Origin of the sequence: Pseudomonas arcuscaelestis, assembly GCF_016881005.1 — a bacterium.
GTDB classification, from domain to species: Bacteria; Pseudomonadota; Gammaproteobacteria; order Pseudomonadales; family Pseudomonadaceae; genus Aquipseudomonas; species Aquipseudomonas arcuscaelestis.
In genome coordinates, this window is record NZ_JACOPV010000021.1 from 85,419 (window position 1) to 110,413 (window position 24,995).

15 protein-coding genes are annotated in these 24,995 nt (G+C 59.0%); 10 read left to right on the forward strand and 5 right to left on the reverse strand.

Features of this window, described 5'->3' with window-relative positions; translation table 11 throughout:
* Nucleotides 1-106 precede the first annotated feature (106 nt).
* Complete coding sequence (metR, locus tag H8F21_RS26425; RefSeq protein ID WP_203543501.1) at nt 107-1,024, forward strand: LysR family transcriptional regulator; 918 nt, start codon at nt 107-109, stop codon at nt 1,022-1,024.
* A 3-nt stretch (nt 1,025-1,027) separates the two neighbouring features.
* Here the strand turns inward: metR and H8F21_RS26430 are convergent, their stop codons facing one another.
* Both H8F21_RS26430 and H8F21_RS26435 read right to left on the reverse strand, forming a co-directional pair.
* Nucleotides 1,028-1,666 carry a LysE family translocator gene (locus H8F21_RS26430; protein WP_203477809.1) on the reverse strand — a complete coding sequence of 213 codons (639 nt, stop codon included), beginning with the start codon at nt 1,664-1,666 and terminating at the stop codon, nt 1,028-1,030.
* A 24-nt stretch (nt 1,667-1,690) separates the two neighbouring features.
* Nucleotides 1,691-2,104 (reverse strand): NUDIX hydrolase, encoded by a 414-nt coding sequence (locus H8F21_RS26435; RefSeq protein ID WP_203585649.1) that lies wholly within the window; start codon nt 2,102-2,104, stop codon nt 1,691-1,693.
* A gap of 143 nt (nt 2,105-2,247) precedes the next feature.
* Between H8F21_RS26435 and H8F21_RS26440 the strand changes: the two genes are divergently transcribed.
* A complete protein-coding gene (locus tag H8F21_RS26440; protein WP_203585650.1) occupies nt 2,248-6,546 on the forward strand; it encodes a DEAD/DEAH box helicase in 4,299 nt (1,432 codons plus the stop codon).
* A gap of 139 nt (nt 6,547-6,685) precedes the next feature.
* Nucleotides 6,686-8,305, forward strand: a complete 1,620-nt coding sequence (locus tag H8F21_RS26445; protein WP_203477816.1) for an FMN-binding glutamate synthase family protein — start codon at nt 6,686-6,688, stop codon at nt 8,303-8,305.
* 225 nt (nt 8,306-8,530) lie between these two features.
* On the opposite strand, the gene H8F21_RS26450 is transcribed toward H8F21_RS26445, so the two are convergent.
* The gene (locus tag H8F21_RS26450) at nt 8,531-9,952 is read right to left on the reverse strand and encodes an amino acid permease (protein ID WP_203477819.1); all 1,422 of its coding nucleotides are present in this window, start codon (nt 9,950-9,952) and stop codon (nt 8,531-8,533) included.
* 439 nt (nt 9,953-10,391) lie between these two features.
* Between H8F21_RS26450 and H8F21_RS26455 the strand changes: the two genes are divergently transcribed.
* The 3 genes from H8F21_RS26455 (at nt 10,392) to H8F21_RS26465 (ending at nt 15,033) form a co-directional block, all read left to right on the forward strand.
* Nucleotides 10,392-13,526, forward strand: coding sequence for a biosynthetic peptidoglycan transglycosylase (locus tag H8F21_RS26455; protein WP_203477822.1), 3,135 nt, complete (start codon nt 10,392-10,394; stop codon nt 13,524-13,526).
* A gap of 170 nt (nt 13,527-13,696) precedes the next feature.
* The gene (locus tag H8F21_RS26460; RefSeq protein WP_203477824.1) at nt 13,697-14,266 is read left to right on the forward strand and encodes a PadR family transcriptional regulator; all 570 of its coding nucleotides are present in this window, start codon (nt 13,697-13,699) and stop codon (nt 14,264-14,266) included.
* Entirely contained in the window at nt 14,263-15,033 is a 771-nt protein-coding gene (locus H8F21_RS26465; RefSeq protein ID WP_203585651.1) for a siderophore-interacting protein, read from the forward strand. The genes H8F21_RS26460 and H8F21_RS26465 overlap by 4 nt, the downstream gene beginning before the upstream one ends.
* Before the next feature lie 9 nt (nt 15,034-15,042).
* Here H8F21_RS26465 and H8F21_RS26470 read toward each other — a convergent pair whose 3' ends face one another.
* Both H8F21_RS26470 and H8F21_RS26475 read right to left on the reverse strand, forming a co-directional pair.
* Entirely contained in the window at nt 15,043-15,696 is a 654-nt protein-coding gene (locus H8F21_RS26470) for a Pr6Pr family membrane protein (RefSeq protein WP_203477834.1), read from the reverse strand.
* Nucleotides 15,697-15,700: 4 nt separating this feature from the next.
* Entirely contained in the window at nt 15,701-15,925 is a 225-nt protein-coding gene (locus H8F21_RS26475; protein WP_203477836.1) for a VF530 family protein, read from the reverse strand.
* 209 nt (nt 15,926-16,134) lie between these two features.
* On the opposite strand from H8F21_RS26475, the gene H8F21_RS26480 reads away from it, so the two are divergent.
* The 4 genes from H8F21_RS26480 (at nt 16,135) to lon (ending at nt 24,727) form a co-directional block, all read left to right on the forward strand.
* Nucleotides 16,135-18,183, forward strand: a complete 2,049-nt coding sequence (locus H8F21_RS26480; protein ID WP_203477839.1) for a TonB-dependent receptor — start codon at nt 16,135-16,137, stop codon at nt 18,181-18,183.
* 200 nt (nt 18,184-18,383) lie between these two features.
* Complete coding sequence (locus H8F21_RS26485) at nt 18,384-19,742, forward strand: carbohydrate porin (protein WP_203477842.1); 1,359 nt, start codon at nt 18,384-18,386, stop codon at nt 19,740-19,742.
* 30 nt (nt 19,743-19,772) lie between these two features.
* Nucleotides 19,773-22,181 (forward strand): glucose/quinate/shikimate family membrane-bound PQQ-dependent dehydrogenase, encoded by a 2,409-nt coding sequence (locus tag H8F21_RS26490; RefSeq protein WP_203585652.1) that lies wholly within the window; start codon nt 19,773-19,775, stop codon nt 22,179-22,181.
* A gap of 122 nt (nt 22,182-22,303) precedes the next feature.
* Nucleotides 22,304-24,727: an endopeptidase La gene (gene lon, locus H8F21_RS26495; RefSeq protein ID WP_203477847.1), complete on the forward strand. Its 2,424-nt coding sequence runs from the start codon at nt 22,304-22,306 to the stop codon at nt 24,725-24,727.
* Nucleotides 24,728-24,995 lie beyond the last annotated feature (268 nt).

Consider the following 24,995-nt stretch of genomic DNA (forward strand, 5'->3'; position numbering starts at 1 on the left):
GAACGGTTGAATGTCCAGTCGAGGATCGAAAGCTCGACACACGCAACATCATGAGACAAACTCATGCAGTTCGATTCAATCACAAAATTTATTCATGGAGCCGCTGGTGCTGGAAATTCGCCACCTCAAAACCATGCACGCCCTGCGCGAAGCCGACAGTTTGGTCGAAGCTGCCGAGCGTCTGCATTTGACCCAATCCGCGCTATCCCATCAGTTCAAGGAACTGGAAGAGCGCTTGGGCATGCAGCTGTTCATGCGCAAGACCAAACCGATTCGCTTCACCAGCGCCGGGCTGCGCCTGCTGCAACTGGCTGACGCCACCCTGCCCCTGTTGCGTGGCGCCGAACGTGACATCGCGCGACTGGCCGGTGGCACTGCTGGGCGCCTGCACATGGCCATTGAATGCCACAGCTGCTTCCAGTGGCTGATGCCGACCATCGATCAGTTTCGTGACGCCTGGCCCGAAGTCGAGTTGGACCTTGCCTCAGGCTTTGCCTTTGCCCCCCTGCCGGCACTGGCCCGCGGCGACCTGGACCTGGTGGTAACGTCCGACCCGGTGGAGCTCCCAGGGCTCACGTATGTACCGTTGTTCACCTACGAAGCCATGCTCGCCGTCGCCAACCAACACCCCTTGGCCAGCAAGCCCTACATTGTTGCCCACGACCTGGCCGGTGAGACGCTGATCACCTATCCGGTAGAACGTGACCGCCTGGATATCTTCACCCGCTTTCTGGAACCCGCCGACGTGGAGCCTGCACAAGTGCGCACGGCTGAGCTAACAGTGATGATGATGCAACTGGTGGCCAGCGGTCGCGGTGTCTGCGGCATGCCGCACTGGGCCCTGCACGAGTACAGTTCGCGTGGCTATGTGAAAGGCAAGCGCCTGGGCGACAAGGGCTTGTTCGCCACGCTGTATGCAGCAGTGCGCACCGACATGCTCGACGCGCCCTACATGCGCGATTTCCTGCTCACGGCGAAGGACACATCGTTCTCAACCCTTGATGGCGTCAGTGCGGTTCGCTAGGCCTCAGGCAAGCTTGCGCTGCTCCTGCACCAGGCGCAGCGCAAGGCCCGCAAGAACGAAGCCCATTACATAGCGCTGCACCATCAGCCACAGCGGATACCGCACGAACCAGGCAGCCAAACCGGCGGCGAACACAGCAATCAGCAAATTTACCGTGAAGCTAACGGCAATCTGCGTCAGCCCCAGGGTCAGGCTTTGAAGCATGAGTGAGCCATGTTCCGGGGAGATGAACTGCGGCAGGATCGACAGGTAGAACATCGCTACCTTGGGATTGAGCAGACTGGTCAGAAAACCCATCGTCATCAGCTTTACCGGTGAATCCGGGGTCAACTCACGTGCCTCGAACGGTGAACGTGCGCCAGGTTTCACCGCTTGCCACGCCATCCACAGCAAATATGCAGCACCTGCCCACTTGAGCAGGTCGTAACCCATCGGCACAGCCATGAACAATGCGGTCAGACCCACCGCGGCTGCCGTCATGTGTACCAGAAAACCTGCTACTACCCCTACCAGCGAGGTTATCCCCGCCACTCTACCCTGGCAGATAGAGCGTGAAATCAGATAGATCATGTTCGGCCCAGGGGTGAGGACCATCAACAGGGCGGCACCAGTGAACAGTAGCCATTCGTGAACGGGGATCATAGGCATTCCTTTGCAAATGGGAGCTTAGCCAGGCTGGCTGGCCATTGTGCGGTACAGGGGCAAAATCAGGTCTCGGGTCAACGGCGCCAATTCGAGGCTCAGTTGCTTGCGTGCAGAAATCCAGACCACCTCTTCAATCTCGGCAGCAGGCTCGACGGGCATTGAAGTAAGCACCTGGAACAGCTCGGCCTGAACTTCAAAACCCGGTTCGTTAGCCGCTGCTGCGCTGAATTGTCCTAGCGGATGGGCGTCCTGGGGGTCGATCTGCAGCCCCAACTCTTCGAACAGTTCACGTGCCAGGGCCACGACCGCTTGTTCGTCGCCCTCGATCTTGCCGCCGGGTTGCATGAAGGCCTGGGTGCCGCGTTTGCGCACCAGCAGGGTTCGACCTTGTGGATCGAGAAGGAGCGCGGCGGCAATGCGGATGATTTTGCTCATGGGAGGCTCGTGTTTCAGAAAGCAGGCAAGGATCACATGCTCGAGGCGTTGTTACAATCCAATCGCGGGGCAAACCCCCAGCGCGAATGTCGGTCTGACGAACGTGCCTTGCAACCCTGCGCCAGTAGCCGCATATAACAATTATGAACCTGCCCGCCTTGAACCACCCGGAACTGGACGCCTTCCACCCCGCCGTGCGAGCCTGGTTCCAGCGACGCTTTGCCACCGTCACGGCCGCCCAGGCCCGCGCCTGGCCATTGATTCGCCGCGGGCATTCGTTGCTGGTGGCTGCGCCCACCGGTTCAGGCAAGACGCTCACAGCCTTTCTGGCGATTCTCAATGAGCTGTTCGAGCAGGGATTGGCCAGCGGCCGTTTACCTGATCAAACCCAGGTTATCTATGTCTCGCCACTGAAGGCGCTGTCCAACGATATCCAGATCAACTTGCAAGCACCGCTGGCAGGTATCAATGAAGCCCTGGTCGAACAAGGCCTCGAGCCCCTGGCGATTCGCACTGCAGTGCGCAGCGGTGATACCTCGCAGAAAGAACGCACTGCCATGCGTCGCCAAGCACCTCATATTCTGGTGACCACCCCGGAATCCCTGTATGTACTACTCGGTTCCGAATCTGGACGCCTGGGCCTTGCTAATGTTCATACGGTAATCGTCGACGAAATTCATGCCTTGGCTGGAAACAAGCGTGGCAGCCACCTGGCCTTGAGCCTGGAGCGGCTACAGGCCTTGTGTGGCAAGCCGCTGCGCAGGATCGGGCTGTCCGCCACGCAACGTCCGGTGGAACGAGTGGCCGAGTTTCTGGTAGGCAAGGAGCGCACCTGCGCCATTGTCGATATTGGCCACGCCCGTACGCGTGACCTGGCACTGGAAGTGCCTCCCGTGCCACTGGGCGCGGTTATGGCCACCGATGTATGGAGCCTGGTTTACGACCGCCTGGCGAGCCTTGCCCGCGAGCACCGCACCACCCTGGTATTCGTCAATACTCGGCGCTTGGCCGAACGCGTGACCCGGCACTTGAGCGAGCGCCTGGGCGCCGAAGCCGTAGCGGCGCATCACGGTAGCCTGGCCAAGGAATATCGCCTGGATGCAGAACAGCGCCTCAAGCGCGGCGAACTACAGGTATTGGTTGCCACCGCATCGCTTGAGCTGGGGATCGACATCGGTGAAGTCGAGCTGGTTTGTCAGATTGGTTCGCCTGGGTCGATTGCAGCCTTTCTCCAGCGCGTCGGCCGTGCCGGACACCAGGTCGAGGGCACCCCCAAGGGCCGTCTGTTTGCGCTATCACGCGACGATTTGATCGAATGTGCAGCGTTGCTCGACAGCGTGCGTCGGGGTGAGTTGGACCTGCTGCAAATCCCTCGGGCACCACTGGATGTGCTGGCCCAGCAGATCGTTGCCGAAGTCAGTTGCCAACCCTGGCAAGAGCAGGCGCTGTATGACTGCCTGCGCCAGGCCATGCCTTATGCCGATCTGGACCTGGCGCACTATCAGGCGCTACTGCGCATGCTCGGTGAGGGTTTCAATGGCCGCCAAGGTATCCGTAGCGCCTACCTGCATCGCGATGCCGTCAATAACAGTCTGCGCGGCCGACGGGGCAGCCAACTGACCGCGTTGACCAGTGGCGGCACCATTCCTGACAACGCTGATTATGCGGTGCTACTTGAACCCCAAGGGCTGAACATCGGCAGTGTCAACGAAGACTTCGCCGTGGAAAGTATCGCCGGCGACATCTTCCAACTGGGTAACACTTCCTATCGCATCCTGCGGGTGGAGGCCGGCAAGGTTCGGGTTGAAGATGCCCGGGGCCTGCCGCCGAGCATTCCTTTCTGGCTTGGCGAAGCGCCTGGGCGCAGCGACGAGTTGTCGTTCGCCGTCGCCCGTCTGCAGGGTGAAATAGATCAACGCTTACGTGCGTCAGCGGGGCATTTGCCAGACATTCTCACCTGGTTGCAGGATGAAATTGGCCTGGCTCCGGACAGTGCCGAGCAATTGCTCGAATATCTGGCCGGCACCTGGAAGGTATTGGGCGCGTTGCCTTCACAGCAGACCCTGATCATGGAGCGTTTTTTCGACGAGTCCGGTGGCACCCAACTGATCATCCATACCCCCTTTGGCAGCAGGATCAATCGCGCCTGGGGCCTGGCACTGCGCAAACGCTTTTGCCGAACCTTCAATTTCGAACTGCAAGCGGCCGCCAGCGAAGATACCATTGTGCTGTCGCTGTCGGCGAGTCATAGCTTTGCCCTCGACGAAGTGTGGCGCTACCTACCAAGCAACAACGCCGAGTCAGTCCTGATTCAGGCGCTGCTCGATGCGCCGCTGTTTGGCGTACGTTGGCGCTGGAACGCTGGCGTGGCGCTGGCCTTGCCCCGGTTTGTAGGCGGACGAAAAGTGGCGCCCCAGATACAGCGGATGAAAAGCGAAGACCTGATTGGCGCAGTGTTTCCCGATCAGATTGCCTGCCTGGAAAACATCGCCGGTGAACGGCAGATCCCCGATCACCCACTGGTTGAACAGACACTCGACGATTGCCTGCATCAAGCCATGGACAGTGAAGGCTGGATAGCGTTGCTGCGGCGCATCGAACAAGGCCAGATCAACCTGATCAGCCGTGATCTACCAGCCCCTTCGCCCTTGGCCTCGGCGATTCTCAATGCACGCCCCTATACCTTTCTTGATGATGCACCTTTGGAGGAGCGCCGTACTCAGGCGGTGCACAGTCGACGCTGGAGTGATGTGCAAGGCAGTGATGACTTGGGAGCCCTGGATCCCGAGGCCATTGCTGCGGTCGAGAATGAAGCGTGGCCTGCACCTGCCCGTTGCGATGAAATGCATGAGGCGCTGATGAGCCTGGGCTGCATCAACCAGCATGAAGCATCGGTCAATCCGCAATGGCTGGCCTGGCTTGATGAACTGCAGCAGACAGGGCGAGCCTGTAGCCTGCGATTGGAGGGCGGCCAAATCCTTTGGCTGGCTCGCGAGCGCCAGATGCTGCTGCGTGCCATCTACCCCAACGCACGGCTGACCCCGGCAATTGAAGCCCTGCCTGGTTTCGACCAGCCCATTGTCAGTGACGCGGCGCTAGTGGAAATACTGCGGGCCCGTTTGAGCGGTTTCGGCCCGCTGACACTGGAGCAGATCGGCGCGCCGTTACAGCTACCTGCCAGTGCTCTGGAGCAGGCCCTGGCACGTCTTGAGGGCGAAGGCTATGTAATGCGCGGCTATTTCTGTCCTGGCCAGCAAAACCCGCAATGGTGCGAGCGCCACCTGCTGGCACGTATACACCGCTACACCGTCAAGCGCCTGCGACGGGAAATCGAACCCGTCAGCCTCCAGGACTTCATGCGCTTTCTATTCGATTGGCAGCACGTTTCGTCGACTCATCGCCTGCAAGGTCCAGCCGCACTCAGCGAAGCACTCGAGCGGCTCGAGGGCTATCCCGCAGCCGCCTCAGCCTGGGAAAGCGATTTACTGCCCAGCCGGATAAAAGACTACAGTCCGCGCTGGCTGGACGAATCCTGTCGCGCCGGCAAGCATGTCTGGGCGCGCCTGGCCCCGGGAGCCGCCAGCAACACCCTGCGCAGCACACCTTTGGTACTGTTGCCGCGCCCGCAACTGAACCTGTGGCGCAGCCTCAGCCCTGCCCTGCAAAGCGACGGCCTGAGCCTGCGAGCGCAACGGGTACACACAGCCCTGAGTGAACACGGGGCATTGTTTTTCGATGAACTGCTCAGCGATGCCCATTTGCTTGCCAGTGAACTGGAAACAGCCCTGCAAGAGTTGGTGGCGGCAGGACTGGTCAGTGCCGACAGCTTCGCCGGCCTGCGCGCCCTGATCACTCCGGCCAGTAAACGTCAGGGTCGCAGTCATCGTCGTGGTCGCGGGCCGCTGTTCGGTGGCATGGAAGACGCTGGACGCTGGGCCTTGCTACGCAAGGTCCATGTTTCGAGCAACCGTGATGAGAGCCTGGAGCATATCGCCCGCACCTTGCTGCGTCGCTATGGCGTGATCTGCTGGCGACTGCTGGAGCGCGAGGCCGACTGGTTACCCAGTTGGCGTGAACTGCTGCGTTGTTACCATCGGCTGGAAGCCCGCGGCGAAATTCGCGGTGGGCGCTTCATCGCGGGCCTTGCGGGCGAGCAGTTCGCCCTGCCCGAAGCCGTGGCGCTGATGCGTGCCGTGCGTAAACGGCCACTGGATGGCAGCCTGGTCGCCATCAGTGCCAGTGACCCATTGAATCTGCTCGGTACACTGCTTCCTGGCAACAAAGTTCCGGCCGTGAGCGGCAACCGTTTGCTGTATCGCGATGGCCTGCCTGCCGCCACCTTGATTGCCAGCAAAATGCAAATGCTCGTTGATGTGCAACCGACTCAACACGGTGAACTTCGCGACCGCTTGATCCGTGAGCCGGGGCAGCAAAACGGATAGCACCTACGAGAATGATTTTCATTACAAAAAACACGCCGCAAACGTTCATGTTCATGGGCTAGCGCTGGTGCAACCAACCGGGCTATGGTCGGGGTTTGCCCAGGCCCTGAGCCTGACCGCGCCATAGCAAGGAACCCGTATGAGCCTGTCACTTCTCAGCCGCTACGCCTTTTTCGCCGCTTGCGTATTATTCACCCTGGTAAGCCTGCCTTTCCTGCATCACGAGTGGCTTTGGCCGTTCACGCTGACGACCGCCGTACTTAGCCTTATCGGCCTGTTCGATCTGTTGCAAAGCCGTCACGCAGTACGACGTAACTACCCGATTCTGGGCAACATCCGCTACTTGGTCGAAGGTATTCGGCCAGAAATTCGCCAGTACCTGCTGGAAGCCGACAGTGATGCCCTGCCCTTCTCCAGAGCGCAGCGCTCCCTCGTTTATTCCCGCGCCAAAAGCGAATCATCCGACAAGCCATTTGGCACCCTGATCGACGTCTATCAGTCCGGTTTCGAGTTTATAGGCCACTCCATGCGCCCAGCGCCGCTAAGCGATCCGGCGGCCTTTCGGGTGATTGTCGGAGGCCCACAATGCACTCAACCTTACTCCGCCTCGGTCTTCAACATCTCGGCCATGAGCTTTGGCTCACTCAGCGCCAACGCCATCCGCGCCTTGAACCAGGGTGCCAAGCTGGGCAATTTCGCCCATGACACCGGTGAAGGCAGCATCAGCCCCTATCACCGCGAACATGGCGGCGATTTAACCTGGGAGTTGGGCAGTGGCTATTTTGGCTGCCGCACTTCAGAGGGGCGCTTCGACCCGGAACGTTTCGCCGAACAAGCGCGCAACCCGCAGGTGCGCATGATCGAGATCAAGTTGAGCCAGGGTGCCAAACCCGGCCATGGCGGTATTCTGCCCAAGCATAAGGTCACGCGCGAAATTGCCGAGACGCGCGGAGTGATGATGGGCGAAGACTGCATTTCACCCTCGCGTCACAGCGCCTTTTCCACGCCGATCGAGATGATGCAATTCATCGCCCAATTGCGCGAGTTGTCAGGCGGCAAACCGGTTGGCTTCAAGTTTTGTCTGGGTCACCCGTGGGAGTTCATGGGCATCGCCAAAGCCATGCTGCAAACCGGCATCCTCCCCGACTTCATCGTCATCGACGGCAAGGAAGGCGGTACCGGTGCAGCGCCAGTGGAGTTCACCGACCATATTGGCGTACCCCTACGTGAAGGCCTGCTGTTCGTGCATAACACCCTGGTAGGGCTGAACTTGCGCGACAAGATCAAACTGGGTGCCAGTGGCAAGATTGTCAGTGCCTTCGACATCGCCAGCGTGTTGGCTATCGGTGCCGACTGGGCCAACTCGGCTCGAGGCTTCATGTTCGCTATTGGCTGCATCCAGTCGCAGAGTTGTCATACCAATAAATGCCCCACTGGCGTCGCCACCCAGGATGCCCTGCGCCAGCGCGCGCTGGTGGTGCCAGACAAGGCCCAGCGGGTCTTCAGCTTTCACCTCAGCACCCTCAAGGCGCTGGCCGAAATGCTCGCTGCGGCGGGCCTTGATCACCCCTCGCAACTGGAGGCCAAGCATCTGGTCCGTCGCGTCTCGGCTACCGAGATCAAGCTTTTCTCGCAGCTGCATGTATTTCTCAAACCAGGCGAATTGCTCCGCGCAGAGGTTAACGGCGAGTTTTATTCGCGCATGTGGCAAATGGCTCAAGCGGAGAGTTTCGAGCCCCGCAGCGATGTAGCGGCTTGAGTGAAACCTTGCCAGGCAAGTAACCAGGCAACTGGCCGAATAGCTTTACCCGATCAACAAGACCAACCTACACCGGCCCGTATCCTGCACTTCCCGGCCCTGGCCTATTGCACTGCCACAAGGCAGATGAGTACACACCTGGCTGGCCCGGCAATGTTTTCGAATGGGGCGCCAACCTAAAGCCCACTCCCTGGAGGAGTGGGCTGGCTCCGCGATTTCGCTACATTACGACGCAGAACGCGCCAACTGAACGTTGTCAGCTTTTGGCGCCAGTTTGAAGGCGTAGTAGAGCACCGTCAGCATCACCAGGAACGCTGGGCCAATGTACAGCGCCACGCGGGTCTCCTCGAAGTAAGCCATCAGGCCAACCACAAGAATGAGGAACGCCAAGGCAAGGTAGGAGCTCAGCGGCCACAGCCACATACGGTATTTGAGCGCGGCACGTTCGGCATTGCTCAGGCCAGCACGGAATTTCAACTGCGCCAGCAGGATCATCACCCAAGTCCAGATTGCCCCGAAGGTTGCAATGGCGGTAACCCAGACAAAGACTTTTTCCGGCACAAGATAGTTGGCCAGAACGCCCAACAGCAAGGCAGCGATGGACAACAGCAGGGCATTACGCGGCACGCCATTGCTCGAGGTACGGGCGAAAGTCGCCGGTGCCTGACCGTTTTGCGCCAGGCTGTAGAGCATGCGCCCGGTGCTGAAGATACCGCCGTTGCACGACGACAACGCAGCGGTGATCACCACGAAGTTGATGATACCGGCAGCCGTCTTGATGCCCAGACGTTCGAAAGTCATTACAAACGGACTGCCCTGGCTGCCGATCTCGTTCCATGGGTAGATCGACAGGATCACGAACAGTGCGCCGACATAGAACAGGAGAATACGCCAGAACACCGAGCCAATGGCCTGGGGAATGGTCTTTTGCGGGTTGCGTGCTTCCCCAGCGGTCAGGCCGATCATTTCTACGCCCAGGTAGGCAAACATCACCATCTGCAACGACATCAGTACACCGGTCACGCCATTTGGCATGAAACCGCCGTTGCTCCAGAGGTTGGACACACCCACCGCCACTCCCTCATTGCCGAAGCCGAAAGCAATGACGCCGATGCCCCCCAGGACCATGGCAATAATGGTGACAATCTTGATCAGGGCGAACCAGAACTCGAACTCGCCGAAAGCCTTGACTGCAATCAGGTTGATTGCGCCCATGCTGCCCAAGGCCGCCAAGGCCCAGATCCAGCGCGGTACGTCAGGGAACCAGATGCCCATATAGATGGCGACTGCAGTGATTTCTGCCACGCACGTTACCAGCCACAGGAACCAGTAGTTCCAGCCGGTCAGAAAGCCCGCCAACGGGCCAAGGTAATCCTGAGCATAACGGCTGAAAGAGCCTGCAACCGGATTATGTACCGCCATTTCACCAAGGGCGCGCATGATCACCAGGATCGCCAGACCACCGATGATGTAAGACAGCATGATTGCCGGTCCGGCCATTTCAATGGCTTTGGCCGACCCCAGGAACAGGCCGACACCGATACAGGCGCCCAGCGCCATCAGGCGAATGTGTCGCTCGCCGAGTTCTCGCTTGAGTGGACCGCCCTGAGCGGTCTCACCGTGAGAGGGATGGTTGCCGACTGGCATAGAGATACAACCTCATTTTGTTATTGGATATAGACCGTTCGTGCAGGCGTGGCACCACCGATAGGCTGGGTACGCTGCCTTGCCGGGCACCACCTTGTGAGCGGTCCCGTCCGCAGACACGCAAGTTGTCGGCGAAGCGAAAGGGGCGAGCAGTATAGAAAGGCCCCTAAAGGGCATTTCACTATAAAAAGCGCGATATTCGGAAAGAACTCTTGGCAAAGACCGCTTCAACAGAGGGGTAAACCCCGTGTTTTCTCCAGACACTCAAAAAGGGCGGCTAACATAGCACCAAAAAAGGGCATTACAACCTCCACCAAAGGTGCAATTCCCACTGCGTTTTTTGGAAAAGCCCTACAACGTTTACAAATTTTTCACCATATCCGCTCACCGTCTAAGCTTCAGGCAAGTAATACGAAAATACGTAGCCGGGCTGAAAACTATGGGCGCATTGTGGCAATCGGAACCTAAGAGTAAGGAAACTCCCACTGAACCTCTTGAAGAATCGCCATTGCCGAAAAGCCCTCGCCAACGTCGTTTATGGTGGCGGCTGTTCTGGGTGGTGTTGCTGCTCGCCCTGATCGCGCTCGGCCTTGCCATCGCCAACGAAATGCACACCTCTCGCCTGCAATCACGCGAGCTGAGTCAACTTGCCTCGACCTTGACCTACTCCCTGCAACCAGGACCGAGCGACGCGATCATTTACCCTGGAGACGGGCCGTTCGATAAACGTCTGGGCTATAGCGCATTGGGAGACTTCCTGCCGCGTCTGCTCAAGCGCGACTACGTGATCAGCGAACAGGTGCACTTCTCCCCGGCCTTAATGAACTACACAGAGCACGGTTTCTTCGTGCCCTATAAAGAAAAGATCCAGACTGGCCTTTCGATAACCGACTGCAAAGGTGATGTGCTGTACCAATATCACTACCCGCAGTATCTCTATCCAGACTTCGACTCCATCCCTTCGGTGATCGTCAACAGCCTGCTATTCATCGAAAACCGCGACCTGCTCGACCCTGACGACCCCAATGCCAACCCAGCGGTGGACTGGCCGCGCTTTGCCAAGGCGGCATACAGTCAGGTAGCCAGATACTTGGCCCTGCCCGGCCAGTCCGCCGGTGGCAGCACCCTGGCCACCCAGTTGGAAAAGTATCGGCATTCGCCAGACGGCCTCACCGTCTCGGGCGGCGAGAAAATCCGCCAGATGATTTCAGCCAGCGTGCGTGCCTACCAGGGCGGCCCGCAAACCATAGAAGCGCGCCAACGCATTGTGCGTGACTACCTCAACAGCGTTCCGCTTTCAGCCGTGCCCGGCCACGGTGAAGTGCATGGCATGGCCGAAGGCCTGAGGGTCTGGTACGGCGCAGATTTCGCTCAGGTCAATCAAGCCCTGGCGGCAACCGAAACCGATCCTGCGAGCATGGCCGCGCGCGGCCTGGCGTTGCGCCAAGTGCTGTCATTGATGATTGCCCAACGCCGTCCCTCGCATTTTCTGTCAAAAGGACGCAATGAACTGGCCGAGTTGACCGACAGCCACATCCGCGTTCTGGCAGCCAGCAACGTCATCGATCGCCCCCTGGCCAACGTCGCGCTGGCGAGCAAACTGATTTATCGCGATTGGGTAGCCCAACCGACCATCCAGCCCATCGTAACCAACAAGGGCATCAGTGTGGCTCGCAGTCGCCTGTCCCTGGCGTTGGCTCGACCGCTGTACGATCTCGACCGCCTCGATCTGTCTGCCACCAGCACCCTGCAATCGGACCTGCAAGGACAAGTCAGCCAATACCTGAAGGATCTCGCCGACCCAGCCATTGCCGAGAAGCTCGGCCTGTTTGGCGAACGCTTGTTGACCCCGACCAGCACGACCCAGGTGCGCTACAGCTTCACCTTACTCGAACGCACCGCCAATGGCTCACGGGTGCGGGTGCAAACCGACAGCACCGACCAGCCCTTCGATATAAACGAGGGCAGCAAGCTGGAACTGGGCTCCACCGCCAAGCTGCGAGTACTTACCAGCTACCTGGAAATCATCGCCGAACTGCATGACAAGTACGCAGCCACTGCGTCCGCAGACCTTAAAAAGGTCGAGGTTGCCGAACTGGACTTCATCACCCGCTGGGCCATCGACTATCTGATTCAGAACAAGGACCGCAACATCACCGCGATGCTGGATGCAGCGCTCAACCGCAAGTACTCCGCCAGCCCTGGAGAGGCGTTCTTTACCGGCGGCGGCATGCATGTGTTCAATAACTTTCGCAAAGAAGACAACCGCCGCATTCCGACACTCAAGGACGCCCTTCGTGAGTCGATCAACCTGCCATTTATCCGTTTGATGCGTGACTTGGTGCGCTACAGCACCTATCAGACGCCAGGCAGCAGCATCAAACTGCTCAAGGATGATGCCGAGCCTCGCCGCCAGGAATATCTGGCCCGATTCGCCGACAAGGAAGGCACCGACTACCTGCGCAGGTTCTGGAAAAAGTACCAGCGTAAATCCTCGCAACAGCGTTTGGACACGTTTCTCGATAGCTTGCGAATTACGCCCATCCGCCTCGCTGCCGTACACCGCTACCTGTTTCCCGAGGCCGACCAGGCCACCTTCAATGCCTTTGTCCGCGCCCACCTGAAAAAACAACTGCAGGAAACCAAACGCGCTCCGACCAAGCAGGACACGGTAACCGATAAGCGCCTGGACGATATGTACTACGCGTATGGTCCCGGCAAATTCGACCTGCCTGATCAAGGCTTTGTCGCCAAGGTCCATCCTCTGGACCTGTGGTTGCTGGGCTACCTGCTGAACAACCCTACGGCCAGCTTTCAGGATGCCGTACAGGCCAGTCAGTTCGAGCGTCAGGAGGTCTACGGCTGGTTGTTCAAGAGCCGCCACAAAGGGGCTCGCGACAGCCGCATTCGTACCCTGGTCGAGATCGAAGCCTTCCTCGATATTCATCGCCGCTGGAAGCGCGTCGGTTATCCCTTCGACCATCTGGTCCCTTCGCTCGCCACCGCCATCGGTAGTTCCGGCGATCGTCCGGCTGCACTGGCAGAGCTGATCGGGATCATTCAGAACGATGGCATTCGGTTGCCTACATTGCGCATCGATACCCTGCACTTTGCCGCTGATACACCTTACGAAACTCGCCTGGCGGGCGATCCAGACCTGGGCCAACGCGTATTGTCGGTGGAAGTTGCACAGGCGTTGCGCGGCGCCCTGTCACAAGTAGTCGATGCCGGTACAGCTCGACGGGTATCTGGAAGCTTCAAGTTAAACGATGGCACGCCAATGGTCATGGGTGGCAAAACCGGCACCGGTGACAACCGTCTTGAAAGCTGGGGCGCGGGGGGGCGACTACTGGGGTCCAAAGCGATCAACCGTACCGCAACCTTTGTGTTTTTCCTGGGTGACAACCACTTCGGCACCCTCACCGCCTTCGTTCCCGGACGTGCTGCCGAATCCTTCAAATTCACCTCGGCTCTGCCGGTTCAGGTGCTCAAAGGCATGGCTCCGATCCTCACGCCCTACTTGCAACCCGGTAGCCATACCCTGTGCAAAGCGCCGCAAGTGGCGCAAAAGTAGCGCTTTGCAACCTAGGCCCAGGCTCGCGATAGGGCACGGGCGTTGAGTTGTTCAGTACGACCGCTCATCACTTCAGCCTCCGACATGAGAAGCATTCTCAATATCATGTTTGCTTTAAGATATATCTTGAGTAATATCTAAAGATACATCTAACGCAAACGGAGATTCCCATGCGTGACCATCACACCCACCGCGACCATGGTGACCGCCATGACGGCCAGGAGCGTCGTCACAGCCGCGAGCGTGGCGACCGTGGCCCGCGGGTCTTCGCCCCCGGTGATCTGAAACTGCTCTTGTTGTCGATGCTTAGTGAACAGCCCTGTCACGGTTACGACCTGATCCGCCAGATCGAAAGCCTGTTCGGCGGCAACTACAGCCCGAGCCCGGGGGTTATCTATCCAACCCTCACCTTTCTTGAAGAAAGCGAGCTGATCGTCGGCCAGGTGCAGGGCAGCAAGAAGCTCTACAGCGTTACCCAGACGGGCCTGCAATCCCTTGCAGAGCAAGCCATAGCGCTGGACGGCGTGCGCATGCGCATTGAAGTCAGCAAACGCTCCCTGTGCGGACACGATCGCCCCCAGGAAATCCACGAAGCAGTACACAACCTGCGCCACGCCTTGCAGATGCACAGCGGCCGCTGGAGCCCGGAAGAAATCGAGCGGGTACGTACCTTGCTCAACAACACCGCCAAAGCCATCGTCGCAGGAGCGCCTGCGACTGTTACGGAGAACCCGCAATGAGTGCCAGCGAAAACAACGCGATCCATCGCGTAAACCATGAGATCAAGCAGCGTCGCCTCGACGTACTGCGGGTTACTGATTTAACCCCACGCATGCGCCGCATAACCCTGGGTGGGCCGCAGTTACAAGGTTTCACCAGCGTTGGCAGCGACGATCACATCAAACTGATGTTCGCCTGTTCGCCAGCAGAACAAGCTGCGCTGGACAACCTCGACTTCAGCCGCGAGGGCGTACGTCCAACCATGCGTGAGTACACGCCGCGGCGCATCGATCTGGCCGCTGGTGAGATGGACATCGATTTTGTCCTGCATGGCGACGGCCCTGCCTCGACCTGGGCTGCCCAGGCCGAAGTCGGCCAGGTCCTGAACATTGCCGGTCCACGCAGCTCGATGGTGGTACCGGACATCTTCGACAGCTATGTGCTGATCGGCGACGAAACAGCGATCCCGGCCATTGCTCGACGCCTGGAAGAGCTACCCGCTACCCGCAAGGTGCTTGCGGTCATCGAAATCGAAGATGCCGAGGAACAACAACCGCTGCAAAGTCAGGCACATCTGGAAGTGGTCTGGGTTGAACGCCATCGGCAGAACTTGCTGGAGGTGGTGCAAAAACTAAACCTTCCGGAAGGTCGTGTGTACGCCTGGGTCGCCCTGGAAAAGGCACTGACGCGAAAGGCCAAGCGTTTACTGATTGACGAAAAAGGGCTGAAGGACGATCAGGTGAAGGCCGCCGCCTATTGGCGACTTGACCCTAACGACAACGATTGACAGGCGACATCAGGGTTGCGTCCTGGCTTTGGCCAGGCGCCCGCCCTGCCAGCGATCCAGGCCTATAATCAGCAGACCAATACCGATAAAGCCGACAAGAATTGCCAGCGCATTGAGCAACACCTGGCCATAACCAAGCTTGACCACATCAAAGAAAGGATAGGGGTAAGCCCCAATCGACTGCCCGCGCAACAGCGCATAGGCAAAATACCCCACCGGATACAACAACCAGGCACCCAGGTGCTTGAGCCGCAGGCTGCCCTTTTCTACGCAACACCACCAGAAGATGACAAATACCACGGGCATGACATCGTGTAGTAATTCATCGGCGAGCCACTGCCAGCCTTGCGGATGCCACAGGTGACGCAGCAAGAGGCTGTAGGCGAGCCCGACCAGCACGATACTGGCAGTCACACCGGAACTGACTGCAGGGGCGAGAAAAAAACCTCGCCCGCTACCAGGCCTGCCGAACGCAGCATGGCTCAGCACCACCGCCACCAAGGTATTGCTCAATACTGTGAAGTAACTGAAATACGTGATCAGGCCGCCAATCAGGCTTGCCTGTTCATCCCAGCGCGCCAGCAAAACCAGGTACAGCTGAATCGCCAACGCGCTCCAACCGAGGATGGCTGCCAGGCCGACAACGACCTCGCGCCGAATCATGCTGTTAACGGCGACCGCGCTGCAACTTCAAGTACAGCCGCTCGACTTTTTCCCGGGCCCAAGGTGTGCGGCGCAGAAAAGTCAGGCTCGACTTGATGCTTGGGTCGCTCTTGAAGCAGCGAATGTCGATGCGCTCGGCCAACCCTTCCCATTGGTAATGCTCCACCAGCGCGGTAAGGATCTGCTCCAGGGTTACGCCATGCAGTGGATTGGGGGTGGCTGTGGTCATGCCTGTGCTCCAGCGAATCAAAGGTGCGCACCTTAGCCCAGGGGTGGGCTGACTACAAACATTCTAGTGCAGGCTCGCTCACTTCAGCGCCAGGCGCAGACAAACCGCGTCGTAGAGCACACCGAGCCATGAAGATTCCTCCGTGACAGTGATTAAAGCAATGTTATATTGTATCAATACTAAAACACTGCCCAGGATACTCGCTGCCCATGCGTCGCTTGCCGCTTCGACACTCCCCCCTTACCGCCGCCCTGTTACTGGCTTCACCCCTGAGCCAGGCCGTGGAGCTTGCCCCTCAGCTCATTACTGCCAATCCACTGGGCAATAGCACTTTGGCCTCCCCCAGTACGGTACTCGAAGGTGACGAACTGACCTTGCAACAGAAAGGCAGCCTCGGCCAAACCCTGAACAATCAGCCCGGTATCGCCTCGACCTGGTTCGGACCCGGCGCCAGCCGCCCGGTAATTCGTGGCCTGGACGGCGACCGCATTCGTATTCTGCGCAATGGCGTCGGCGCTCTGGATGCCTCGTCTCTTTCTTACGATCATGCCGTACCGCTAGACCCCGCCACCGTTGAACGCATCGAAATAGTGCGTGGCCCAGCCGCCCTGCTCTACGGTGGCAATGCCATTGGCGGAGTCGTAAATAGTTTCGATAACCGCATCCCCACCTCTCCAATCGACGGTATTCACGGTGCGGGGGAATTACGTTATGGCGGCGCCGACACTACCCGTAGCAGCGCCGGCAAACTGGAAGCAGGTGATGGCCGCTTTGCCTTGCACGTAGACGCCAACAGCCGGCAGTTCAACGACCTGCGCATTCCCGGCCACGCGCGCAGTTCCAAGGTTCGCGATGCCGACAACCCGGGTAGCCGGCATAAACTCGACAACAGCGACGGTCGCCAGGACGGCGGTGCTGTCGGTGGTGCCTACCATTGGGAGCATGGCTACACCGGCCTGTCGTATAGCCGTTACGACTCCAATTATGGTTCGGTGGCCGAGCCCGGCGTGCGCCTGGACATGCAGCAGGATCACTACGGCTTCGCCTCGGAGCTGCGTGATCTCGATGGCCCTTTCAGTTCACTGAAATTCGATGCCGGCTACACCGATTACCAACACCGCGAACTGGAAGGCGGTGAGGTCCATACCACTTTCAAGAACAAAGGATACGAAGCACGGGTAGAAGCCCGGCATCAGCCTCTGGGACCCGTAGAAGGCGTGATCGGGGCTCAAGTCAGTCGCAACGAGTTTTCCGCCCTGGGCGAAGAAGCCTTTGTGCCGCAGACCGACACCAACAGCGTTGCGCTGTTCATGCTCGAGCAGTGGCAGGCCACCGAGCGCCTGGACCTGAGCCTGGGTGGGCGCCTGGAGCACACGCGAGTGGATCCCGACAGCCAGGGCAGCGAACGCTTCGCCCATGCCGACAGCGCCAGCAGCTTCACCGCCGCCAGTCTGTCGTCCGGTGCGGTTTATGAATTAACGCCAATCTGGTCGCTGGCAGCAACGTTGGGTTACACCGAACGTGCGCCAACGTTCTACGAGCTGTACGCCAACGGCGCTCACGTCGCGACCGGTACTTATGAAGTCGGCGATTCAGACCTGGGCAAAGAAAAAGCGATTTCCAGCGACTTGGCCTTGCGCTTCGACAATGGCGTGCACAAAGGCAGCGTCGGTTTTTTTTACAGCCATTTCCGCAACTACATCGGTTTGCTGGCCAGTGGCAACATGCGTGAAGGACATGACCACGACCATGGTGATGCCGATCATGATCATGACCACGACCACGCCGCTGACGTACCTGAATACCTGTACAAGGGCGTACGCGCACGCTTCTACGGCATCGAAGCCCAGGACCGTTGGCAACTGGCCGAAAATCACTTGGGTAGCTTTGCCCTGGAGCTATCCGGTGACTACACCCGGGCCAAAAACCTCGACTCCGGGGAAGACCTGCCACGCATCGCCCCACTGCGCTTGAACAGCGGTCTGTTGTGGGAGCTGGACCGCTGGCAGGCACGGGTTGACGTTCAGCATGCCAGCGCCCAACACCGTAAACCGGCCAACGAAACCAGCACCGATGGCTACACTACGCTGGGTGCCAGCCTGGGCTATCGTTTCGACGTCGGCCAAAGCCAGTGGCTGGCATTTGTTCGCGGCGAAAACCTCACCGATCAGACCGTGCGCTACGCAAGCTCGATCCTGCGTGACATCGCACCTGCACCCGGCCGCAGTGTCGAAGTAGGCTTGCGCACCACCTTCTGATAACCACCGTTGCCGGACTGTTACCGTTCCGGCAACGGTGCCTCTTGTTGAATTGACTTTTTTTCTTACAAGTTCATCTATATCCTCCCCGCCTCACGCTGAACCGCTTCAGTCGATCCCCCCACAACCCTATCGCCGCAGATCTCCACGATGGGGTGTATGTGTCGTTTTTTTCAATAATCAAAAGATAGCGCTATCTCATGCCTCCGATTCATCGTTTCCGCATTTTTCCCACCACTCGAACGCTGCTTTCGAGTCTGGCCATCGCCGGCTTGGCTCCCTGCACTCAGGCCGCAGCGATGTTCGCCAGCAATTCGCCCTGGATGCTTGGCGATTGGGACGGCAACCGCACGGAGCTTGCCGAGCGCGGCTACGACTTCACCTTGGGTTACACCGGCGAAACAGGCGCAAACCTACACGGCGGTTATGACGATGACGCAAGCGCTCGCTACAGTGGGCAGTTCACGCTGGGCACGCACCTGGATTTGCAGAAAATTCTCGGCTGGCAGGACAGCGAGTTCCAATTGACCGTTACCCAGCGTCATGGCGACAACATCAGCAATGATCGCATCAATGATCCGCGGGTCGGCGGCTTCACGTCTGCCCAGGAAGTGTGGGGACGCGGCCAAACCTGGCGGCTGACCCAGATGTGGATCAAGCAGAAGTACTTCGACGGTGCCCTGGATGTGAAATTTGGCCGATTCGGTCAGGGCGAAGATTTCAACAGCTTTCCCTGCGACTTCCAGAACCTGGCCTTCTGTGGCTCACAGGTGGGTAACTGGGCTGGCGACATCTGGTACAACTGGCCGGTCAGCCAGTGGGCATTGCGGGTCAAGTACAACCTCACCCCCGACCTTTACGCACAGATCGGTGTCTACGAACAGAACCCGTCCAACCTGGACCGCAACAACGGCTTCAAGCTCAGTGGCAGCGGCACCCAAGGCGCAGTAATGCCGGTCGAACTGGTATGGACGCCGGCAATCAACGGTCTGCCAGGGGAATATCGCGCGGGTTACTACTACAGTAATGCCAAAGCAACTGATGTCTACAAGGACAGCAACGACCAGCCAGCAGCATTGAGCGGCCAGGCTTACCGCAGCAGTTCGAGCAAGCACGGCTTCTGGCTGGGTGCCCAGCAGCAGCTGACGTCGCTGGCCTCCGACCATTCGCGTGGCCTGAGCGTGTTTGCCAATGCCACGTTGCATGACAAGAAGACCAACGCCATCGACAACTACGTTTCAGCAGGTGTGGTGTACAAGGGGCCCTTCGATGCCCGCTCCAGGGACGACTTCGGTTTCGCCCTGGCACGTGTGCACGTCAACCCTGCCTACCGCAAGAACGCCAAGGTGCTGAACCAGGCCAATGGCGTCAGCGCCTACGACGACCCCCTGTTTCGCCCGATCCAGAACACCGAGTACAGCGCCGAGCTGTACTACGGCATTCACCTCGCCGACTGGCTGACCATACGCCCGAACCTGCAGTACATCCGTCACCCCGGTGGCGTCAGCCAGGTCGACGACGCGTTGATCGCTGGGATCAAGCTTCAGAGCAGTTTTTAATCGCCCTTTCCATTTAACGGAGAACACAAGATGAGCACAGAAGGTGCCTTGAGTAGAACCCGCTGGCTGCCGCGCCTTATTGGCGTGCTGTTGCTGCTGATGGGCCTGGCCCTACTGGTGGGCGGCATCAAATTGAGCCAACTCGGCGGCTCGTTGTATTACCTGATTGCCGGTATCGGTTTCGCCCTGTCCGGCATCCTGCTGCTGGCACTGCGTCGGCTTGCCCTGGGGCTGTACGGTGCAGTACTGCTCGGCAGTACCTTGTGGGCACTGTGGGAAGTGGGCCTGGACTGGTGGCAACTGGTCCCACGCCTGGCGCTGTGGTTCGCCCTGGGGGTAATCCTGCTGCTGCCATGGGCCCGCCGCCCACTGCTCGGCAACCCGTCGAAAATCAATCCGGCCCTGTTGAGCCTGGCGGTTGTCCTGTCGGGTGCCACCGCCGTGGCCAGCCAGTTCACCCACCCAGGCGAAATCAAAGGCAAGCTGGGTCGCGACAGCACAGGTTTGAGCAGCACTGCGCCTCAGATGCCCGATGGTGAATGGCAGGCTTACGGCCGCACCGAGTTCGGTGACCGTTACTCCCCGCTGCGCCAGATTACCCCCGACAATGTGCATAAGCTCCAGGAAGCCTGGCGCATCCGCACCGGCGACCTGCCTACCGACAACGACCCGGTGGAGCTGACCAACCAGAACACGCCACTCAAGGTCAACGGCATGCTCTATGCCTGCACTGCGCACAGCAAGGTACTGGCCCTGGACCCGGACACCGGCGCCGAAATCTGGCGCTTCGACCCGAAGATCAAGAGCCCGACAGGCTTCAAGGGCTTCGCACACATGACCTGCCGTGGTGTCTCGTATTATGACGAGAACAACTACGTCAATGTTGACGGCAGCCCTGCGCCGAAGATCTCCGATGCTGGTCAGGTTGTTGCCCGCGCCTGTCCGCGCCGCCTTTACCTGCCTACCGCGGATGCCCGTCTGATTGCCCTCAATGCCGACACCGGCAAAGTCTGCGAAGGCTTCGGCAATCAGGGGGTCATCGATTTGACCACTGGCATCGGCCCGTTCACTGCTGGCGGCTACTATTCCACCTCGCCTGCGGCGATCACCCGCGAACTGGTGATCATTGGCGGACATGTAACCGATAACGAGTCGACCAACGAGCCGTCCGGGGTGATCCGCGCCTACGATGTGCACGACGGGCGCCTGGTGTGGAACTGGGACAGCAACAACCCGGATGAAACTGCGCCCCTGGCCGCGGGCAAAACCTACAGCCGCAACTCGGCGAACATGTGGTCGCTGGCCAGTGTCGACGAGAAACTGGGCATGGTTTTCCTCCCCCTGGGCAACCAGACACCTGACCAGTGGGGCGCTGATCGCACCCCGGGTGCTGAAAAGTTCAGTGCAGGTATCGTTGCCCTGGACCTGGCCAACGGCAAAGTGCGCTGGAACTACCAGTTCACTCACCACGACCTGTGGGACATGGACGTCGGCAGTCAGCCGACCCTGCTCGATCTCAAGACCGCAGACGGGGTTAAACCGGCGTTGATCGCCCCGACCAAGCAAGGCAGCCTGTACGTGTTGGACCGTCGTGACGGCACGCCGATCGTGCCGATCCACGAGATCCCGGCCCCTCAAGGTGCGGTAGAGGGTGACCACACCGCACCGACGCAGGCCCGTTCGGAGCTCAATCTGCTTGGCCCGGACCTGACCGAACAAGCCATGTGGGGCGCCAGCCCGTTCGACCAGATGCTTTGCCGCATCCAGTTCCGCGAACTGCGCTACGAAGGTCAATACACCCCACCCTCGATCCAGGGCAGCCTGGTGTATCCGGGCAACGTTGGCGTGTTCAACTGGGGAAGCGTCTCGGTCGATCCTGTGCGCCAGCTGCTGTTCACCTCGCCAAACTACATGGCGTTTGTGTCGAAGATGGTGCCGCGCGAGCAAGTTGCTGCCGGCAGCAAGCGCGAGAGCGAAACCAGCGGCGTACAGCCCAACACCGGTGCCCCTTACGCGGTCATCATGCACCCGTTCATGTCGCCACTGGGCGTGCCTTGCCAGGCACCTGCCTGGGGCTACGTCGCCGGTATCGACCTGACCACCAACCAAGTGGTGTGGAAGCACAAGAACGGCACCAGCCGTGACAGCTCGCCGATTCCGATTGGCCTGCCCATTGGCGTGCCAAGCATGGGCGGCTCCATCGTTACCGCCGGCGGTGTGGGTTTCCTAAGCGGCACCCTGGACCAGTACCTGCGCGCCTATGACACCAACACCGGCAAGGAATTGTGGAGCTCGCGTCTGCCAGCAGGCGGCCAGGCCACGCCAATGACCTACACCGGCAAGGACGGCAAGCAATATGTGCTGGTGACCGCCGGTGGCCACGGCTCGCTGGGCACCAAAATGGGTGACTACGTAATTGCTTACAAATTGGCTGAATAGGCCCTAGCTACAAGCGACAAGCTGCAAGCTGCAAGTCCCGCAATCCCATCTTGCAGCTTGTAGCTTGAAGCTTGGAGACTAAGTCCCCATCTAAGCACCATAGCCATTTTCGCAGGTGCCCCATGAGTGATCAGCAGGATCTACCGGAACAACTCGAGGCTTATGCCAAACTCGAGCATCCTGAAGCCTCCGCTAAAACAGGCCACAACCTCGCCCTGCCCGACCAGCAACTGCCGGAAAGGGTCTATGTAATTCCGATCCACAACCGCCCGTTCTTTCCCGCGCAGGTACTGCCGGTCATTGTTAACGAAGAGCCCTGGGCTGAAACGCTGGATCTGGTTTCCAAGACTCCCCATCATTCCCTGGCACTGTTCTATATGGACACCCCGCCAGAAGATCACCGCCATTTCGATACGTCAGCCTTGCCGCTTTACGGCACCTTGGTGAAGGTCCATCACGCCAGCCGCGAGAATGGCAAGCTGCAGTTCGTCGCTCAGGGCCTGACCCGAGTGCGCATTCGTACCTGGCTCAAGCATCATCGCCCCCCCTACCTGGTCGAGGTCGAGTATCCGCGTCAACCCAGCGAACCGACCGACGAGGTGAAAGCCTACGGTATGGCCCTGATCAATGCGATCAAGGAGCTTCTGCCGCTCAATCCTTTGTACAGCGAAGAGCTGAAAAACTATCTCAATCGCTTCAGCCCCAACGATCCGTCGCCGTTGACCGACTTCGCCGCGGCACTGACTTCGGCCACCGGCAAGCAATTGCAGGAAGTGCTCGATTGCGTGCCCATGCTCAAGCGCATGGAGAAAGTCTTGCCGATGCTGCGCAAGGAGGTTGAAGTCGCTCATTTGCAGAACGAGATCTCTGCAGAAGTGAACCGCCAGATCGGCGAGCATCAACGCGAGTTCTTTCTCAAGGAACAGCTCAAGGTCATCCAGCAAGAGTTAGGGCTGACCAAAGATGATCGCAGCGCCGACCTGGAGCAATTCGAGCAGCGCTTGCAAGGCAAGACATTGCCGGCAGCCACAAAAAAACGCATCGATGAAGAAATGGGCAAGCTGGCCATTCTGGAGACAGGTTCGCCAGAGTACGCGGTCACCCGTAATTACCTGGACTGGGCCACCGCCTTGCCATGGGGTGTCTATAGTAAAGACAAGCTTGACCTCAAGCACGCACGAAAAGTGCTCGATCAGCACCATGCCGGTCTCGACGATATCAAGGACCGGATCCTGGAGTTCCTCGCCATCGGTGCCTGGAAAGGCGAAATCAGCGGCTCCATCGTTCTGCTGGTAGGCCCACCTGGGGTGGGTAAAACCAGTGTCGGCAAGTCGATCGCGCAATCTTTGGGGCGACCGTTTTACCGTTTCAGTGTTGGCGGCATGCGCGATGAAGCCGAAATCAAGGGGCACCGACGCACTTACATCGGCGCACAACCTGGCAAACTGGTGCAGGCGCTGAAAGACGTCGAGGTCATGAACCCCGTGATCATGCTCGATGAAATCGACAAGATGGGGCAAAGCTACCAAGGTGATCCTGCCTCAGCCTTGCTCGAAACCCTCGACCCCGAGCAAAACGTCGACTTCCTCGACCACTATCTGGACCTGCGTCTGGACCTGTCAAAAGTGTTGTTCGTGTGCACGGCCAACACGCTGGACTCGATTCCCGGTCCGCTGCTTGATCGCATGGAAGTCATTCGTCTATCGGGTTATATCACTGAAGAAAAGCTGGCCATTGCCAAACGCCACTTGTGGCCAAAACAACTGGAAAAAGCCGGTGTCGCCAAGACCAGCCTGAGCATTACTGATGGCGCGCTGCGCACTGTCATTGAAGGCTATGCTCGCGAGGCCGGAGTCCGCCAACTGGAAAAGCAGCTCGGTAAACTGGTACGTAAAGCGGTGATGCAACTGCTGGAAAACCCGCAAGCCAAGATCAAGATCGGCCCCAAGGATCTGGAAGCTTCTCTGGGCATGCCCGTGTTTCGCAGCGAACAGGTGCTATCGGGCAAAGGTGTGATTACGGGCCTCGCCTGGACCAGCATGGGCGGCGCTACGCTGCCAATCGAAGCCACCCGCATCCACACCCTCAACCGCGGCTTCAAGTTGACCGGGCAGTTGGGCGACGTGATGAAGGAGTCGGCCGAAATTGCCTACAGCTACGTCAGCGCCAATCTCAAACAGTACGGCGGTGACCCGGCCTTTTTCAATGAAGCGTTCATCCATCTTCACGTACCTGAGGGCGCCACACCCAAGGATGGGCCAAGCGCGGGCGTGACCATGGCCAGCGCACTATTATCCCTGGCCCGAGATCAGACCCCGAAAAAAGGAGTGGCCATGACCGGCGAGCTTACCTTGACCGGGCAAGTGCTACCCATCGGCGGAGTGCGCGAGAAAGTGATTGCAGCGCGCCGGCAGAAAATTTTCGAATTGATCCTTCCGGAGGCCAACCAAGGAGATTTCGAAGAGTTGCCGGATTATCTCAAGGAAGGCTTGACCGTGCATTTCGCCCGGCGCTTCAGTGACGTAGCGAAAGTCTTGTTTGGCTGAAAGGTGGGTTGAAAAGGTACAGCGCGGGCTGAAAAGCACGCGCCGTGCCTATTTCATTAGAAACTCTTTTGAATCTCAGCAACGACAAATTGCGCATAGTCGCGCAAAGTAACCAGCAGTTTGTTCAACGCTTGGGCACCCGGCGGCCTCAAGGAGCAAGTGCAACAGTCAGTTAAAAAATCGGAGCGTGCTAATTACGAAATTGAACGAGATACCGCCTCCGAAGCATCGCGATCGTTTGGCGTCTGAGCGAACCGAGCCATCCCGG

Bases quoted from the DNA above. Each gene is read 5' to 3' on its own strand.
- H8F21_RS26455 (WP_203477822.1), top strand. From the start codon at position 10,392: ATGGGCGCATTGTGGCAATCGGAACCTAAGAGTAAGGAAACTCCCACT.
- H8F21_RS26485 (WP_203477842.1), top strand. From the start codon at position 18,384: ATGCCTCCGATTCATCGTTTCCGCATTTTTCCCACCACTCGAACGCTG.
- lon (WP_203477847.1), top strand. From the start codon at position 22,304: ATGAGTGATCAGCAGGATCTACCGGAACAACTCGAGGCTTATGCCAAA.
- H8F21_RS26475 (WP_203477836.1), bottom strand. From the start codon at position 15,925: ATGACCACAGCCACCCCCAATCCACTGCATGGCGTAACCCTGGAGCAG.
- H8F21_RS26490 (WP_203585652.1), top strand. From the start codon at position 19,773: ATGAGCACAGAAGGTGCCTTGAGTAGAACCCGCTGGCTGCCGCGCCTT.
- H8F21_RS26440 (WP_203585650.1), top strand. From the start codon at position 2,248: ATGAACCTGCCCGCCTTGAACCACCCGGAACTGGACGCCTTCCACCCC.
- H8F21_RS26450 (WP_203477819.1), bottom strand. From the start codon at position 9,952: ATGCCAGTCGGCAACCATCCCTCTCACGGTGAGACCGCTCAGGGCGGT.
- H8F21_RS26460 (WP_203477824.1), top strand. From the start codon at position 13,697: ATGCGTGACCATCACACCCACCGCGACCATGGTGACCGCCATGACGGC.
- H8F21_RS26430 (WP_203477809.1), bottom strand. From the start codon at position 1,666: ATGATCCCCGTTCACGAATGGCTACTGTTCACTGGTGCCGCCCTGTTG.
- H8F21_RS26470 (WP_203477834.1), bottom strand. From the start codon at position 15,696: ATGATTCGGCGCGAGGTCGTTGTCGGCCTGGCAGCCATCCTCGGTTGG.
- H8F21_RS26435 (WP_203585649.1), bottom strand. From the start codon at position 2,104: ATGAGCAAAATCATCCGCATTGCCGCCGCGCTCCTTCTCGATCCACAA.
- H8F21_RS26480 (WP_203477839.1), top strand. From the start codon at position 16,135: ATGCGTCGCTTGCCGCTTCGACACTCCCCCCTTACCGCCGCCCTGTTA.
- H8F21_RS26465 (WP_203585651.1), top strand. From the start codon at position 14,263: ATGAGTGCCAGCGAAAACAACGCGATCCATCGCGTAAACCATGAGATC.
- H8F21_RS26445 (WP_203477816.1), top strand. From the start codon at position 6,686: ATGAGCCTGTCACTTCTCAGCCGCTACGCCTTTTTCGCCGCTTGCGTA.